Source organism: Aquipuribacter aurantiacus (assembly GCF_051216895.1).
Taxonomy (GTDB): Bacteria; Actinomycetota; Actinomycetes; order Actinomycetales; family JBBAYJ01; genus Aquipuribacter.
The window spans coordinates 24,049-38,207 of record NZ_JBPKAO010000010.1; the positions used below are offsets into that span (position 1 = coordinate 24,049).

The following is a 14,159-nucleotide window of genomic DNA, read 5'->3' on the forward strand; positions in this document are numbered from 1 at the left end:
GTGGGAGCCCGCCTGGCCGTCGACGTCGGCACCGTGAGGATCGGGGTCGCCGTGAGCGACCCCCGCCGCACGGTGGCGGTGCCGCTGGACACGGTGAAGCGCGTCAAGGACGGTTCCGACCTGCGGGCCATCGCCGCCATCGCGGCGGAGCGCGAGGTCGACGACGTCGTCGTCGGTCTGCCGGTCGGGCTGTCGGGGCGGGAGGGGCCGGCCGCCGCCAGCGTCCGGGAGTTCACCCAGACCCTGGCCGACGCTCTGGCGCCGCTGCCGGTCCTGCTCTTCGACGAGCGCCTGACCACGACGTCGGCGCACCAGGCGCTCCACGCTGCTGGGCGGCCCGGGCGCCGGCACCGTACGGTGGTCGACAGGACGGCCGCCGCGATCCTGCTCCAGACCGTCCTCGATGCGGAGGCCGACAACGGGGAACCGGGCGATCTGGGGAGAACTGCACTCGGGGAACCGGTCGCACCGACCGGCGGGCCAGTCGACAGGAGCGATGGATGACCTACCGGGACACCGGTGGCGCAGGCGCGGGCGGCGACGACGCCGGCGTGCTTCCCGGCGCCGACCTCGACCAGCTGCGTCGCACCAGCCCGCGCCGCGCGGCACGCCTCGAGGCCGAGCGCGCCCGCGGCGGCGGGTTCGCCGCCGCGCCAGGGCCGCCGCCGCACGACCTGCCGTTCGACCAGCACGCCGACGAGGTCGGGCACCAGGACGAGGCGGTGCACCACGACGAGGTCGTGCACCACGACGAGGTCGTGCACCACGACGAGGTCGTGCACCACGACGAGGTCGTGCACCACGACGAGGCGCTGCACCACGACGAGGTGCTGCACCACGACGAGTACGTGGACGAGCCGGCGCACGACGTCTTCGGAGCGCCCTTCCTGCCGCCCGCCCACGACGCGTTCGGCGACCCGGTCAGCGACGGCTACGTCCCCGCCGCCGCGCCGGTGCCGCCGCGCCGCCGCCGGCCGCGCTGGGTCGGTCTGCTGGCCCTCGTCCTGACCGTCGGTGTCGTGGGTGTCGCCGGCTGGTACGCCTACCAGGGGCTGCGCCCCGTGATCGGCGACCTCCAGTCCTTCGAGCTGTTCGAGGCGGCCGAGGACTACGAGGGCGCCGGGACCGGGTCGGTCGAGGTCGTCGTCAACCCCGGCGACACCGGCCAGCAGATGGGCCGCACCCTGCTGGAGGCCGACGTGGTCGCCAGCGTCGAGGCGTTCGTCGAGGCCGCCAACGCCGACCCGCGGTTCACCTCCGTCCAGCCCGGCACCTACACGGTGCCGCAGCAGATCCCCGCCGTCGACGCCGTCGCCGCCCTGCTGGACCCCGCCAACCGGGCCAGCAGCACCGTCGTCATCGCCGAGGGCCTGCGCGTCGACCAGATCCTCGACCGGCTCGCCGAACGGACCGGGCTGCCGCGGGCCGACCTGGCCGCCGCGGTCGCCGCCGCCGAGCTGCCCCCGGCCGCCGCCGGCGCTCAGGGGGTCGTGGACCCGGCCGAGGGGTTCCTGTACCCCGACGGCTACCAGTTCGCGGAGGACGTCACCGCCCAGCAGGTGGTCGACCAGATGATCGCGCGTGGCCAGGAGGTGCTCACCGAGCTGGGGGTCGCCCCCGAGAACCAGCTCGAGGTCCTCACCAAGGCCAGCCTCGTGCAGGGCGAGGCCCGCATCGACGAGGACTTCGGCCGGGTCGCGCAGGTCGTCGACAACCGGCTCGCGATCGACCAGCCGCTGGGCCTGGACTCCACGGTCAACTACGCCACCCAGACCTTCGACACCCGGACCACCGCCGAGCAGCGCGCCTCGGACTCCCCGTACAACACCTACCGGTTCCCGGGGCTGCCGCCGGGCCCGATCAAGTCCCCCGGACGTCAGGCCATCGAGGCCGTCGTGACCCCGACCCCGGGCCCGTGGCTGTACTTCGTCACCACGGACCTGTGCACGGGGGAGACGGCGTTCGCGGAGACCTTCGAGGAGCACCAGGCCAACGTGCAGGTGCTCAACGCCTGGCAGCGCGAGAACACCGCCGAGGACGGCTCGCTCATCTGTGGTTGACGAGCAGCCGTGAGTGACGAGGTCGTGGGCCGGGACGCCGTCGGCCGGGTGGAGGGCCCCCGCCGGGCGGCGGTCCTCGGCCACCCCGTCGCGCACTCGCTGTCACCCGTGCTGCACCGGGCCGCGTACGCCGCCCTCGGCCTGGCGGGGTGGACGTACGACGCGGTGGACGTCGACGAGGCGGTGCTGCCCGGCTTCGTCGCGTCGCTGGACGACGACTGGGCGGGCCTGTCCCTGACGATGCCGCTGAAGCAGGCGGTCCTGCCGCTGCTCGACGAGCTGGACGAGGCCGCGACGGTGACCGGTGCCTGCAACACCGTCGTCCTGCGGGCCGGGCGCCGGGCGGGGGCCAACACCGACGTCGACGGCATGGTGGCGGCGCTGGCCGAGGTCGACCCCCGCGCCGCCGCGGGCGGGCTGCCGGTCGCCCACGTGCTGGGCGGTGGCGCCACGGCCGCGTCGGCCGTGCTCGCCCTGCGCCGCACGGGCTGCCCCGCCCCGGTCGTCCACGTCAGGGACCGCAACCGGGCGGGCGCCGTCCTGGCCGCGGCGCAGCGGTGCGGCAGCGCCGTCGACCTGCAGCCCTGGCCGGACCGGCCCGAGCTGGCCGCCGCTCTCGCGGCCGCCGACGTCGTCGTCTCGACCACCCCGGCCGGCAGCACCGACGCCGTGGCCGCGGCCCTGCCCGCCGGTGTGGTGGGGGTGCTGCTGGACGTGGCCTACGAGCCCTGGCCGAGCCAGCTGGCCGCGGCGTGGGAGCGGTCCGGGGGAGCGGTGGCCCCCGGTTCGCTGATGCTGCTGCACCAGGCCGCGGAGCAGGTCCGGCTGATGACCGGCCGTCCGGCCCCCCGTGCGCCCATGCGGGTGGCGCTGGCCGAGGTGCGGCCCGAGATCCTGCTGCGGGGTCAAGGCCGGTAGCGGTCACGCCGAACTGTCCGGCATGACCCTTCCCTCAGGCGCGCCGTGCGGGACGCGGGCGGGCCGATGAAGCAGCTCACCGACATCCTGCTCGACGAGCGGCTCGTGGAACCCGCCCAGCTGGACGAGGCCTGGCAGGAGCACGAACGGGTCGGACGGCCGCTGGGACGGATCCTCGTCGAGATGGGCCACATCACCGAGGCCCAGCTGGTCGCCGCGCTCGCGAGCCAGATCGGGCTGGACTTCGTCGACCTGTCGGAGCACGCCGTCGACGCCAGCGCCGTCGCGGTCCTCAACCCGGCCATCGCGCGCCGGCACACGGTCCTGCCCATCGGCTTCGACGAGCAGGGGCGGCTGCTGCTGGCGATGGCCGACCCGGGCAACGTGTTCGCCCTGGACGACGTCCGACAGATCACCGGCAAGGAGGCGCGCCCCATCGTCGCCACCCGCGACGACCTGCTGGCCGCCATCGACCGGTACTGCCGCGCCGACGCGGACATGGACGACATCACCAACGCGATGGACGCCGACGAGCTCGAGGACGAGCTCACCCACGTCCGCGCGATCGTCGAGGACGCGCCGATCGTCAAGTACGTCAACATGCTCATCACCCAGGCCATCCAGGACCGGGCCAGCGACATCCACGTCGAGCCGGGGGAGGACGCCCTGCGGATCCGGTACCGGATCGACGGCGTGCTGCACGAGATCATGCGCTCGCCCAAGGCCATCGCGTCCGGCGTCACCAGCCGGCTCAAGATCATGAGCGACATCGACATCGCGGAGCGTCGCAAGCCGCAGGACGGCCGGCTGTCCGTCAACGCCAACGGCCGCAAGATCGACCTGCGCGTGGCGACCCTGCCCACGGTGTGGGGCGAGAAGATCGTCATGCGGATCCTGGACAACTCCAACACCCGGCTCGCGCTGACCGACCTGGGGTTCAGCCGCGAGAACCTGGACCGGTTCGAGACCAGCTACGTCAAGCCCTACGGGATGATCCTCGTCACCGGCCCGACCGGGTCGGGCAAGTCGACGACGCTGTACGCCACCCTCAACGTGGTCTCCAAGCCCGAGATCAACGTCATCACCGTCGAGGACCCGGTGGAGTACCGGCTGCCCGGCATCAACCAGGTGCAGGTCAACCCCAAGGCCGGCCTGACGTTCTCCGCCGCGCTGCGGTCGATCCTGCGCTCGGACCCCGACGTGGTGCTGCTGGGCGAGATCCGCGACCACGAGACGGCCCAGATCTCGATCGAGGCCGCGCTCACCGGCCACCTGGTGCTGTCGACGCTGCACACCAACGACGCCCCGTCGGCCATCACCCGGCTGACGGAGATGGACGTCGAGCCGTTCCTGGTCGGCTCGGCGCTGGACGCCGTGCTGGCCCAGCGCCTCGCCCGCAAGCTGTGCAGCAAGTGCGCCGAGGAGTACACGCCGCAGCGGGAGGAGCTGCGCGCGGTGCGCTTCGGCCTGCCCGACGACGAGCCCGTGCCGACGCTGTGGCGCCCGGTCGGCTGCCCGGCCTGCTCCAAGACCGGCTACAAGGGCCGGCTGGCGCTGCACGAGGTCATGTCGGTCACCGAGGAGATCGAGCGCCTCACCGTGACCCGCGCGTCGGCGACCGAGATCGCCGCCGTGGCCCGCGAGCAGGGCATGACCACGCTGCGCCAGGACGGCATGGCCAAGGTCCGGGCCGGCGTGACGACCATCGACGAGATCCTCCGGGTGGTCGCGTGAGGCCACGCCTCAAGGACGTCGTGGTGGCGTCCGATGCACCGACCGGACACCCGTCTGACCGACGCAGGCCTGAGCACAGCAGGGATGACACGTGAGCGAGCAGGGCTACCAGCCGAACAGCTACGCCTTCGACGGCAGCGCGCACCTCGCGCCGGGCCCGGCCGCCGGCGGCTACCAGGACGTCGGCGGCCCCGTCGCGCCGTTGGTGCCGCCCGCCGCGGCCGGTGTCTACACCCCTGGCGTCGTGCCGCGCGAGGGCTACGGCGAGGCCCCCGGGCCGCTGGACGACGGCTACCGGGGCTCGGAGCTGGCCACCGACGACTACCGCAGCGCCGTTCGTGACGCCGGGGCGTTCGTCGAGGACTACGACACCGGTCACGGCGTCGACATCGAGGGCGACTTCAGCGCCGTCGCGGCCCGCTTCGACGCGGAGCCGGACGGCCCGGTCGAGGTCGCGATGCCCGACTCCACCCACGAGGAGTTCGACCTCAACGCCGTCCTCATCGACCTCAAGGAGCGGGGCGGCTCCGACCTGCACCTGACCGCCAACGCGTCGCCCGCGATGCGGCTGTCGGGCGAGCTGGTCCAGCTGGACGAGTACGCCAAGCTCACCCCGATCGACACCCAGCGGGTGCTGTACTCGATCCTCACCCAGAAGCAGCGCGAGAAGTTCGAGCAGAACCTCGAGCTGGACCTCTCGTACTCGGTGCCCGGTCACGCCCGCTTCCGCGTCAACATCTACCGCCAGCGCGAGTCGCTCGGGGCGGCGTTCCGGCTGATCCCGTTCGAGATCAAGCCGCTGGAGGAGCTCGGCGTCCCGCCGGTCGTCAACAACTTCTCGGGCCTGCCGCGCGGGATGGTGCTGGTCACGGGGCCGACCGGCTCGGGCAAGTCCACGACGCTCGCCGCCGTGGTCGACCAGGCCAACCGGACCCGCAAGGACCACATCATGACGGTGGAGGACCCGATCGAGTTCCTCCACCAGCACAAGAGCTGCCTGGTCAACCAGCGTGAGGTCGGCGAGGACACCCAGAGCTTCGCCAACGCGCTCAAGCACGTGCTGCGCCAGGACCCCGACATCATCCTCGTCGGCGAGATGCGCGACCTGGAGACCATCCACGTCGCCCTCACCGCGGCCGAGACCGGTCACCTGGTGTTCGGCACGCTCCACACCCAGGACGCCGCGCAGACCATCGACCGCGTCATCGACGTGTTCCCCGCGCACCAGCAGCAGCAGGTCCGCACCCAGCTGGCCGGCGCCATCCAGGGCGTCGTCTGCCAGACGCTGTGCAAGAAGGCCGACGGGCGCGGCCGGGTGGTGGCGACCGAGGTCATGATCGCGACGCCCGGCATCCGCAACCTCATCCGTGAGGGCAAGACCCACCAGATCTACTCCGCGATGCAGGCCGGGGCCCAGCACGGCATGCACACCCTCGACCAGCACCTGGCCGAGCTCGTGCGCACCAACCAGATCACGTGGGAGCACGGGCTCGAGAAGTGCCACCACGTCGAGGACTACCAGCGCCTGACCGGGCGCGGCTGAGCCCGGCGACGGAGCAGAGGGAGCCACCGATGGCAGCGACCAAGACCTACGAGTACAGCGTCCGCGACCGCGCGGGCAAGCTGGCCTCCGGCAAGCTCGACGCCGCCAACGAGGCGGTGCTCGTCGGCAAGCTCAAGGCGATGGGCTACGCCCCGATCAGCGTCCGCGAGTCCGGCGCCGGGATGAACAAGGAGATCACGCTGCCGTGGGGCGGCAACGTCGGCCTCAAGGACCTCGCCGTGATGTCGCGGCAGTTCGCGACGATGATCAACTCGGGGCTGTCGCTGCTGCGCGCGCTGACGATCCTGGCCGACCAGACCGAGAACAAGAAGCTGGCCACGACGCTGGGCGAGGTCCGCTCCGAGGTGGAGACCGGCCAGTCGCTGTCCGGGGCGCTGGCCAAGCACCCGCAGATCTTCCCCCCGCTGATGATCAACATGATCCGGGCCGGTGAGGTCGGCGGGTTCCTCGACGCGGTGCTGTTGCAGATCGCCGAGAACTACGAGGCCGAGGTCAAGCTCCGCAACAAGGTCAAGTCGGCCATGACCTACCCGGTCGTCGTGTTCACGATGGCCATCCTGGCCGTGGTGGGCATGCTGCTGTTCATCGTCCCCATCTTCGAGGAGATGTTCGCCGGCCTCGGCGGTGAGCTGCCGGCCCCGACCAAGGTGCTGGTCTGGCTGTCGGGGGTGCTGCGCCTCGGTGCGCCCGTGCTGGTCGTGCTCATCGTCGTGATGGTGGTCGTGTGGCAGAAGATCAAGCACCAGAAGCGGGTGCACGCGATCGTCGACCCGCTGTACCTCAAGGCCCCCGTCTTCGGCGGCCTCGTGCAGAAGATCGCCCTGTCCCGGTTCGCCCGCAACCTGGGCACCATGATCAGCTCCGGCGTCCCGATCCTGCAGGCGCTCGACATCGTCGCCGACACCACCGGCAACGTCGTGCTGACCAAGGCCATCCACGAGGTGCAGGACAGCGTCCGTCAGGGCGAGAGCCTGGCCGGCCCGCTGGCCAACCACCCGGTGTTCCCGTCGATGGTGGTGCAGATGCTCGCCGTCGGCGAGGACACCGGCGCCATGGACACGATGCTCCACAAGATCAGCGAGTTCTACGACCAGGAGGTCGAGGCCACCACGGAGGCCCTGACCAGCCTCATCGAGCCGCTGATGATCGCCGTCCTGGGCGCGCTGATCGGCGGCATGATCGTGGCCCTCTACATGCCGATCTTCAGCATCTTCGAGCTCGTCCAGTAGCACCGCCGACGGCCGTCGTGCCGTCGCCGCGCCGCACGTCACGGTCCGGTCGCCCCTCGCGGGCGGCCGGGCCGTGATCGTGCTGTGACCTGCGTGTTCGCGCCGTTGCTGCGACCGGGTGACAGACCCGCAGAAGCCGTCAAGGACGGGCGGCCAGGACCGATGTCACACGTGTCAACGAGCACGGCCAGACAAGGCACTCCCGCCGAGAGGCGGGGTCGCAAAGCCAGGGGACCCGCACGGGTCGGCCCAGCTGCCTCGGCCGGCGCACCCGCGCCGCGAGGGACCGGTCCTAGCTCACGGTCAGTCTTCTCGAAGGGACACACCCATGCTCGCTCGCATCAACAAGGCGATGGCCAAGAAGGACTCGGGCTTCACGCTCATCGAGCTCCTGGTCGTCGTGATCATCATCGGCATCCTCGCCGCCATCGCCATCCCGACCTTCCTCAACCAGCGTCAGGCCGGCTTCCGCGCCGCCGTCGAGTCCGACCTGCGCAACGCCGCCACCGCCGCCGAGACCTACGCGGTCGAGAACAACGGCGAGTACTCCGGTGGCACCGAGGACCTCGAGACCTACCTCGGGACGGCGGGCAACTTCACCGAGAGCGACAACGTCACCATCACCGTTGCTGAGGCCAACGAGACGACCTTCTGCCTCAACGGTCAGCACTCCAGCATCGACGAGGACGCCATCTCCTTCTCGTTCGACAAGGCAGCGGGCACCCCGGTGGACGGCGCCTGCAGCTGATCCACCTAAACCACCCCGGGGGCGGGTCCGGCAGCGCCGGGCCCGCCCCCGGGCGTACCACCCCGCCGCGCCACCGCGAGACCACCTCGATGGGAGTCCACCGTGCGCCACCTCCGCCCCGGCCGCGACCACGGCTTCACCCTGATCGAGCTGCTCGTGGTCGTGATCATCATCGGGATCCTGGCCGCCATCGCCGTTCCGGTGTTCCTCAACCAGCGAGAGGCGGGCTGGCGAGCCCAGGCCACGTCCGACATGAAGCACGCCGTGCTGGCCGTCGAGACGTTCGTCGCCGGCGACCAGGACCGCAGCTACGCCGACGTCGACGGCGAGACCCACACCTCACCGGTGCTGGCCGACTGGGGCCTCACCACCACCCAGTGGACGACGCTGGTCATCACGGCCGACGACGACCGCGACTTCTGCATCCTCGGCCGGCACGAGCTCCTCACCGAGGACGACATGGTCTACGCCAAGTCCGACGGCGTCGTGAGCTTCGGCCCCGCCGGCTCGCTGTCCTGCCCGTGATGCTCCGATCGGGTCCCGCCCGGTCCTCCGGGCTCCAGACCGCACCCGGGATGACGACAACTGAGGTCGGGCGCACCCGCCCCCGCCGCGCACCGCGCGGCCGGACGACAGCCCAGGAGGCCGCCGTGGCAGGACGCCAGCCCCGACCCGTCGACGCCGACGCCGGCTTCACGCTCATCGAGGTGCTCGCCGCCATGGTGATCTTCGCCGTGGTCAGCATGGGCCTGCTGCACTCGGTCCTGTCGGCGGTCGACACCTCCGGGGACTCCCGCAGCCGGGTGATCGCCGCGAACCTCGCCGCCGGCGCGATCGACCAGGCCCGGGCGGACGGCCTCACCGACCTCGAGGGCGTCGACACCGAGGTGTGGGACGTCACCGTCGAGGGCACGACCTACACCGTGGGCCGCTCGGCCAGCTGGGTGCCCGGTACGGGTGGTACCAGCTGTGGCGCGAGCGCCGGCACCTCGCTGCTGTACAAGCGCGTCGGGATCCAGGTGACCTGGCCCAACATGGGCGGCACCGACCCGGTCCGCACCGACACCGTCATCAGCCCGCCCGCCGGGGTGTTCGACCCGACCACGGGCAACCTGGCGATCAGCGTCCTCGACCGCGACGCCGGGGCCACCGAGTTCGCCCAGGTCCGGCTGACCGGACCGACCACGACCATGGCGCTGACCGACGACAGCGGGTGCGCGTTCTTCGCCGGGATCCCGGGTGGCACCTACACGATCAGGATCACCAAGAGCGGGCACGTCGACACCCAGGGCAACGTGGAGGCCACGGGACAGGCCACGGCCGTGGCGGGGGAGACCGTCTCGTACCAGGCCGACTTCGACCGCGCCGCGACCCTGGAGATCGACGGCCTCGCCGACCCGGACGGCGACGAGGTGGACGCGGACGACTTCCCCTTGCCGGCGGGCAGCCAGCTGAGCCTGGCCCACCCAGGCCTGCAGCAGGGCCGCCGGCTCGTGCCGGCCCAGCTGGGAACCGACGTCGAGGGCGTCTTCCCGTTCGCCTCCGGCTACAGCACCTGGCTCGGGTCGTGCACCGACGCCAACCCTGAGGGGGTCTACACCCCGCCGGCGCCCCCGCCCCCGGCGGCGCCGACGCCACCGACCCCGTGGTGGGACGGCACGGTGTCCGCACCCGTGACGGCTGTGGACCCCGGCGACGACACCGAGGTGGAGGTCCGCGGCGCCCAGGTCGAGGTCCTGCTCCAGACGAGCGTCCTGGGGACGGACATCCCGCTCGTGGGGGTGCCCGTGCGGTTCCAGCACGCAGCCGAGGCGGGTACCGGGTGCAACGGCGGCGAGACGTGGGCGCTGGGCAGCACCGGCACCGACGGTCGGGTCCGCGCCACGTTGCCCTACGGCCGGTCGTGGCAGGTGTACGCCGGGGGTGTGCTGGTCGACACGGTCGACCTCGACCCGGCCGCGGACTACCCCGTGGTGGTCCAGCCGTGAGCGGCGAGCTGGTCCACCGTGGGCTCGGCCGTGTCGTGCGGCGGGTCCGGGGTGTCGGGGCGGGTGACTCAGCAGCCGGCTTCTCGCTCGTGGAGCTGCTCGTGACGATGGTGCTGCTGGGGATCCTCGGCACGGTGGTGGGGACCACGTTCGCCTCCAGCACCGACTCGTTGCAGCGCAGCACCTGGCGGCAGGAGAACACCAGGCTGGCCCAGACCGGCATGGAGACCCTCACCAAGTCCGTCCGGGCGGGCTCGCTCGTCGAGCAGTCCGGTGGTGGGACCGCCGTGCCCGCCTTCCGCGAGGCGACCGCCACCAGCCTGGAGGTCCACTCGTTCGTCGGGGACCGGCCGATGCGGCTGCGCTACAGCATCGACGCGCAGGGTCGGCTCATCGAGACCCGTCGCAAGGCCACCGCAGGCAGCTCGTCGCCGTACTGGACGTTCTCGTCCACCGCGACGACCCGCATCGTCATCGACCGCGTCGTCAACAGCGCCGGCGAGCCCCTGTTCGTGTACCGCGACGGCACCGGTGCAGCTTTCCCGTCGGGCGCCCTCAACGAGGCGTCCCGGCGTGGGATCCGAAGCGTCGACATCACCCTGCACGTGCAGACGGACGACCCCGGTCGGGTCCGTCCCGCCGAGGTCGAGCAGCGGGTCCACCTGCCCAACCTCGGCTCGATCGGCTGAAGGGCCTGAAGGAGTGCACCAGATGCGAACCACCACGAGGTCGACCAGCCGCCGGGACGGGCGGACCCGATCCCTGCTCGCCCTGCTGCGTGGCCGACGGCCGCGGGGCGAGGCGGGGGCCGCCATGATCACGGTGATCGGCACGACCATGGTCATCACCGCCCTGGTGGTGGCCACCCTGGCGTTCACCGTCAACGGGGTCCGCAGCGCGCGCGGGGACCAGGACTGGCAGGCGGCGCTGCCCGCCGCGGACGCCGGCATCGGCGACTACCTGTCGCGGCTCAACGAGGACGGCACCTACTGGCGCTTCGGCAACCCCGCCTCGGCGTACTCGGCCACCAGCGCGGTGACGCTGCCGGGCGGCGCGGACGCCAACCCGGCGTTCACGGGCTGGACGGACGTGCCCGGCTCCAGCGGACGGGCCCAGTTCCGCTACGACGTGAACACCAGCGAGTTCTTCTCCACGGGTCTGGTCAAGGTGCGGTCCACGGGCCGCGTCGGCGAGCGGACCCGCACGGTCGAGTCGACCATCGGTCGACGCAACTTCATCGACTACCTGTACTTCACCGACTTCGAGGTCAAGGACCCCGACCTCTACACCACGAGCGGTACAGGGGCTGACAGCTACAACCCGACCGAGGCCTACGACCGGTGCAACCGCCACCTGTACGACGTGGTGGGCGGGCAGTACCGACGTGACCGGGTCAACAGCGACTACGCCAACCGCACCACCGGGTGCACGGTCATCAACTTCATCGGTCCGGGGGTCGTCTCCGGGTTCGACGGCGACACCATCAACGGCCCGTTCCACTCCAACGACGCGGTGTACGTCTGCGGGAACCCGACGATCAGCGCCGAGGCGTCCACGTCCTACGACGGCGCCCTGACCGGCGGGCGCAACTACCTGCGCAACCGGGACTGCAGCCACACCAGCACGCCGCAGATCGCCAGCAGCGGCAACGACTTCGTCTACGAGCCGCCGCTCACCCTGCCGCCCAGCAACACCGAGCTCTCGCTGCAGGTCGACCACGCCCACACCGGCGGGGACCCCGGCTGCCTCTACACCGGCCCCACCCAGATCACGTTCGTGGGCGACAACAAGATGAACGTCGTCAGCCCGTGGTCGGACAACGGTGGCTCGGCCTGGTGCGGCACCGGCGTGGTCGAGCTGCCCGACCGCGGGGTGATCTGGGTGCGGGACGTGCCCACCACCGACGACGCCTACCGCCGGGACAGCCCGGTGCTGGAGAGCGGCGGCGGGTGCACCACCACCCGGAACCCGCTGGGCTACCCCAAGCGGTTCGGGTCCGGCGGTACGGCTCGGACGGACATCACCCCCTACCGCTGCGACGCCGGCGACGCCTTCGTGTCGGGCACCCTCAAGGGGCAGGTGACCATCGGGACCGACAACAACATCGTCGTCACCGACGACCTCACCTACGCCTCGCCCGGCTGCACCGCTGCCAACTCGACGTGCACTGACCTGCTCGGCCTGGTGGCGAACAACTACATCGAGGTGTACCACCCGTACGGCTGCCGCAGCAACGGCAGCAACTGCGGGGACCTCAGCACCGCCCAGAGGGACATCGTCATCGAGGCCGCGATCCTGTCGGTGAAGCACTCGTTCCGGGTGCAGAACTACCAGTACGGCGGGGACCAGGGCGACCTCACCGTCAAGGGCGCCATCGGCCAGCGGTACCGCGGTGCCGTCGGCACCACCAGCGGTTCCGGTTACGCCAAGAAGTACGAGTACGACTGGCGGCTCCGCTACGCCAGCCCGCCCTACTTCCTCGACCCGGTCGAGTCCGCCTACGGGCAGAAGACCTGGTCCGAGCCGCGAGCGGCCTACGGGCCCTGACGCCCCCCCACGTCGCGGTGGGACCACCACCGCGCGAACGACCCCATCAGAGAGCAGAGGTACCACCATGCGCCGAACCCTCGCCATCACCGCCCTCGCGGCCTGCATCGTCGCGGGCGGCGCCGCCCCGGCCCTGGCCGCGAACGGCAACCCCCAGCGCCCGGACGGCCCTGTCGTCCCCGTCCAGCCGTCCGTCAACGGCGGCGACAACGGCTGGGGCAACTGCGGGCACAACTCCAGCGGCGGCAACCCGCCGACCAAGGCCGAGCGTGGCAACGGCGGGTACAAGAAGGGCGACGGCTGCGGCACCCCCACGGCCCCGACCGACCCGACCGACCCGACCGACCCGACCAACCCCCCGATCATCATCGTCCTCTGAGCCGCCGCCCGGTTCGACGGCCCCACCCCTGCACCCGGGGGTGGGGCCGTCCCGGTGAGCGGGGCCTTCGCGCCGTCGGGGCCGACGGGGGCCCACTACGCTCGGTCACGTGTCGAACCTCGTGGTGACCGTGGTCGTCCTGGCGGGGGTGCTGGGCCTGCTCATCGGCTCCTTCCTCAACGTCGTCGTCCACCGCGTGCCCCGCGGGGAGTCGATCGTCACGCCGCCGAGCGCCTGCCCCGGGTGCGGGGCGCGCATCCGTCCCTGGGACAACGTGCCGGTGCTGTCGTGGCTGGTGCTGCGCGGCCGGTGCCGCGACTGCCGTGAACCGATCAGCCCGCGCTACCCGTTGGTCGAGGCCGGCACCGGGCTGGCCTTCGCCGCCGTGGTGCTGGCCGTCCTCACCGCCGGTCCCACGCCGTGGGTCATCCCCGCCCTGCTCTACCTGGCGGCCGTCAGCATCGCGCTGTCGCTCATCGACATCGACTGCAAGCGGCTGCCCGACGCCATCGTCCTGCCCAGCTACCCGGTCGTCCTGGCGCTGCTGGCCGTCGCGTCGTGGGGCGAGGGGGACTGGTGGTCGCTGGCGCGCGCCGCCATCGGGGCCCTGGCCGGTTTCGCGTTCTTCTTCCTGCTCGCGTTCGTCTACCCGGCCGGCATGGGCTTCGGCGACGTCAAGCTCGCGGGCGTGCTCGGCGCGGTGATGGCCTGGTACGGCTGGGGCACGCTGGTGGTCGGCACGTTCCTCGGGTTCCTGCTCGGCGGCCTGGTCGGCATCGCCCTCATCGCGCTGCGGCTGGGCACCCGCAAGACGTTGATCCCCTTCGGCCCGTACATGATGCTCGGGGCCTGGCTGGCGGTCGGGTTCGGCGAGGGCCTCAGCGACCTCTACCTGACGAGCACCGGCCTGCGCTGACGGCTCCCGGCGACGGCCCGCCCCGACGGCTCCCACCGGCGGTCCGAGGGACCCCGGCCCGGTCGGCCGCGTCGTG

13 protein-coding genes and 1 riboswitch are annotated in these 14,159 nt (G+C 71.8%); all 13 genes read left to right on the forward strand.

Annotated features, from left to right (window positions below):
• Entirely contained in the window at positions 1–504 is a 504-nt protein-coding gene (gene ruvX, locus ACR80Q_RS13575; RefSeq protein ID WP_435378167.1) for a Holliday junction resolvase RuvX, read from the forward strand.
• Positions 501–2,060 carry an endolytic transglycosylase MltG gene (mltG, locus tag ACR80Q_RS13580; protein WP_435378168.1) on the forward strand — a complete coding sequence of 520 codons (1,560 nt, stop codon included), beginning with the start codon at positions 501–503 and terminating at the stop codon, positions 2,058–2,060. The genes ruvX and mltG overlap by 4 nt, the downstream gene beginning before the upstream one ends.
• A gap of 9 nt (positions 2,061–2,069) precedes the next feature.
• A complete protein-coding gene (locus ACR80Q_RS13585) occupies positions 2,070–2,978 on the forward strand; it encodes a shikimate dehydrogenase (protein WP_435378169.1) in 909 nt (302 codons plus the stop codon).
• Between the two features lie 66 nt (positions 2,979–3,044).
• On the forward strand, positions 3,045–4,712 hold the full coding sequence (locus ACR80Q_RS13590; RefSeq protein ID WP_435378170.1) for a GspE/PulE family protein: 1,668 nt from the start codon (positions 3,045–3,047) through the stop codon (positions 4,710–4,712).
• 91 nt (positions 4,713–4,803) lie between these two features.
• Positions 4,804–6,255 (forward strand): type IV pilus twitching motility protein PilT, encoded by a 1,452-nt coding sequence (locus tag ACR80Q_RS13595; protein ID WP_435378171.1) that lies wholly within the window; start codon positions 4,804–4,806, stop codon positions 6,253–6,255.
• 29 nt (positions 6,256–6,284) lie between these two features.
• Entirely contained in the window at positions 6,285–7,505 is a 1,221-nt protein-coding gene (locus ACR80Q_RS13600) for a type II secretion system F family protein (protein ID WP_435378172.1), read from the forward strand.
• 185 nt (positions 7,506–7,690) lie between these two features.
• Positions 7,691–7,766: riboswitch (cyclic di-GMP riboswitch) on the forward strand.
• Between the two features lie 67 nt (positions 7,767–7,833).
• Positions 7,834–8,253 (forward strand): type IV pilin protein, encoded by a 420-nt coding sequence (locus ACR80Q_RS13605; protein ID WP_435378173.1) that lies wholly within the window; start codon positions 7,834–7,836, stop codon positions 8,251–8,253.
• A gap of 102 nt (positions 8,254–8,355) precedes the next feature.
• Positions 8,356–8,778 (forward strand): type IV pilin protein, encoded by a 423-nt coding sequence (locus ACR80Q_RS13610; protein WP_435378174.1) that lies wholly within the window; start codon positions 8,356–8,358, stop codon positions 8,776–8,778.
• A gap of 125 nt (positions 8,779–8,903) precedes the next feature.
• On the forward strand, positions 8,904–10,241 hold the full coding sequence (locus ACR80Q_RS13615; protein ID WP_435378175.1) for a type IV pilus modification PilV family protein: 1,338 nt from the start codon (positions 8,904–8,906) through the stop codon (positions 10,239–10,241).
• Positions 10,238–10,930: a PilW family protein gene (locus tag ACR80Q_RS13620; protein WP_435378176.1), complete on the forward strand. Its 693-nt coding sequence runs from the start codon at positions 10,238–10,240 to the stop codon at positions 10,928–10,930. Before ACR80Q_RS13615 ends, ACR80Q_RS13620 begins: the two co-directional genes overlap by 4 nt.
• A gap of 22 nt (positions 10,931–10,952) precedes the next feature.
• Positions 10,953–12,788 carry a pilus assembly PilX N-terminal domain-containing protein gene (locus ACR80Q_RS13625; protein ID WP_435378177.1) on the forward strand — a complete coding sequence of 612 codons (1,836 nt, stop codon included), beginning with the start codon at positions 10,953–10,955 and terminating at the stop codon, positions 12,786–12,788.
• Between the two features lie 67 nt (positions 12,789–12,855).
• Complete coding sequence (locus ACR80Q_RS13630) at positions 12,856–13,167, forward strand: hypothetical protein (protein ID WP_435378178.1); 312 nt, start codon at positions 12,856–12,858, stop codon at positions 13,165–13,167.
• 109 nt (positions 13,168–13,276) lie between these two features.
• Positions 13,277–14,083, forward strand: coding sequence for a prepilin peptidase (locus ACR80Q_RS13635; protein WP_435378179.1), 807 nt, complete (start codon positions 13,277–13,279; stop codon positions 14,081–14,083).
• The last annotated feature ends 76 nt before the right edge of the window (positions 14,084–14,159 follow it).

Excerpts from the sequence above, each read along its gene's own strand:
- mltG (WP_435378168.1), top strand. The coding sequence starts at position 501 with ATGACCTACCGGGACACCGGTGGCGCAGGCGCGGGCGGCGACGACGCC.
- ACR80Q_RS13590 (WP_435378170.1), top strand. The coding sequence starts at position 3,045 with ATGAAGCAGCTCACCGACATCCTGCTCGACGAGCGGCTCGTGGAACCC.
- ACR80Q_RS13600 (WP_435378172.1), top strand. The coding sequence starts at position 6,285 with ATGGCAGCGACCAAGACCTACGAGTACAGCGTCCGCGACCGCGCGGGC.
- ACR80Q_RS13605 (WP_435378173.1), top strand. The coding sequence starts at position 7,834 with ATGCTCGCTCGCATCAACAAGGCGATGGCCAAGAAGGACTCGGGCTTC.
- ACR80Q_RS13625 (WP_435378177.1), top strand. The coding sequence starts at position 10,953 with ATGCGAACCACCACGAGGTCGACCAGCCGCCGGGACGGGCGGACCCGA.
- ACR80Q_RS13630 (WP_435378178.1), top strand. The coding sequence starts at position 12,856 with ATGCGCCGAACCCTCGCCATCACCGCCCTCGCGGCCTGCATCGTCGCG.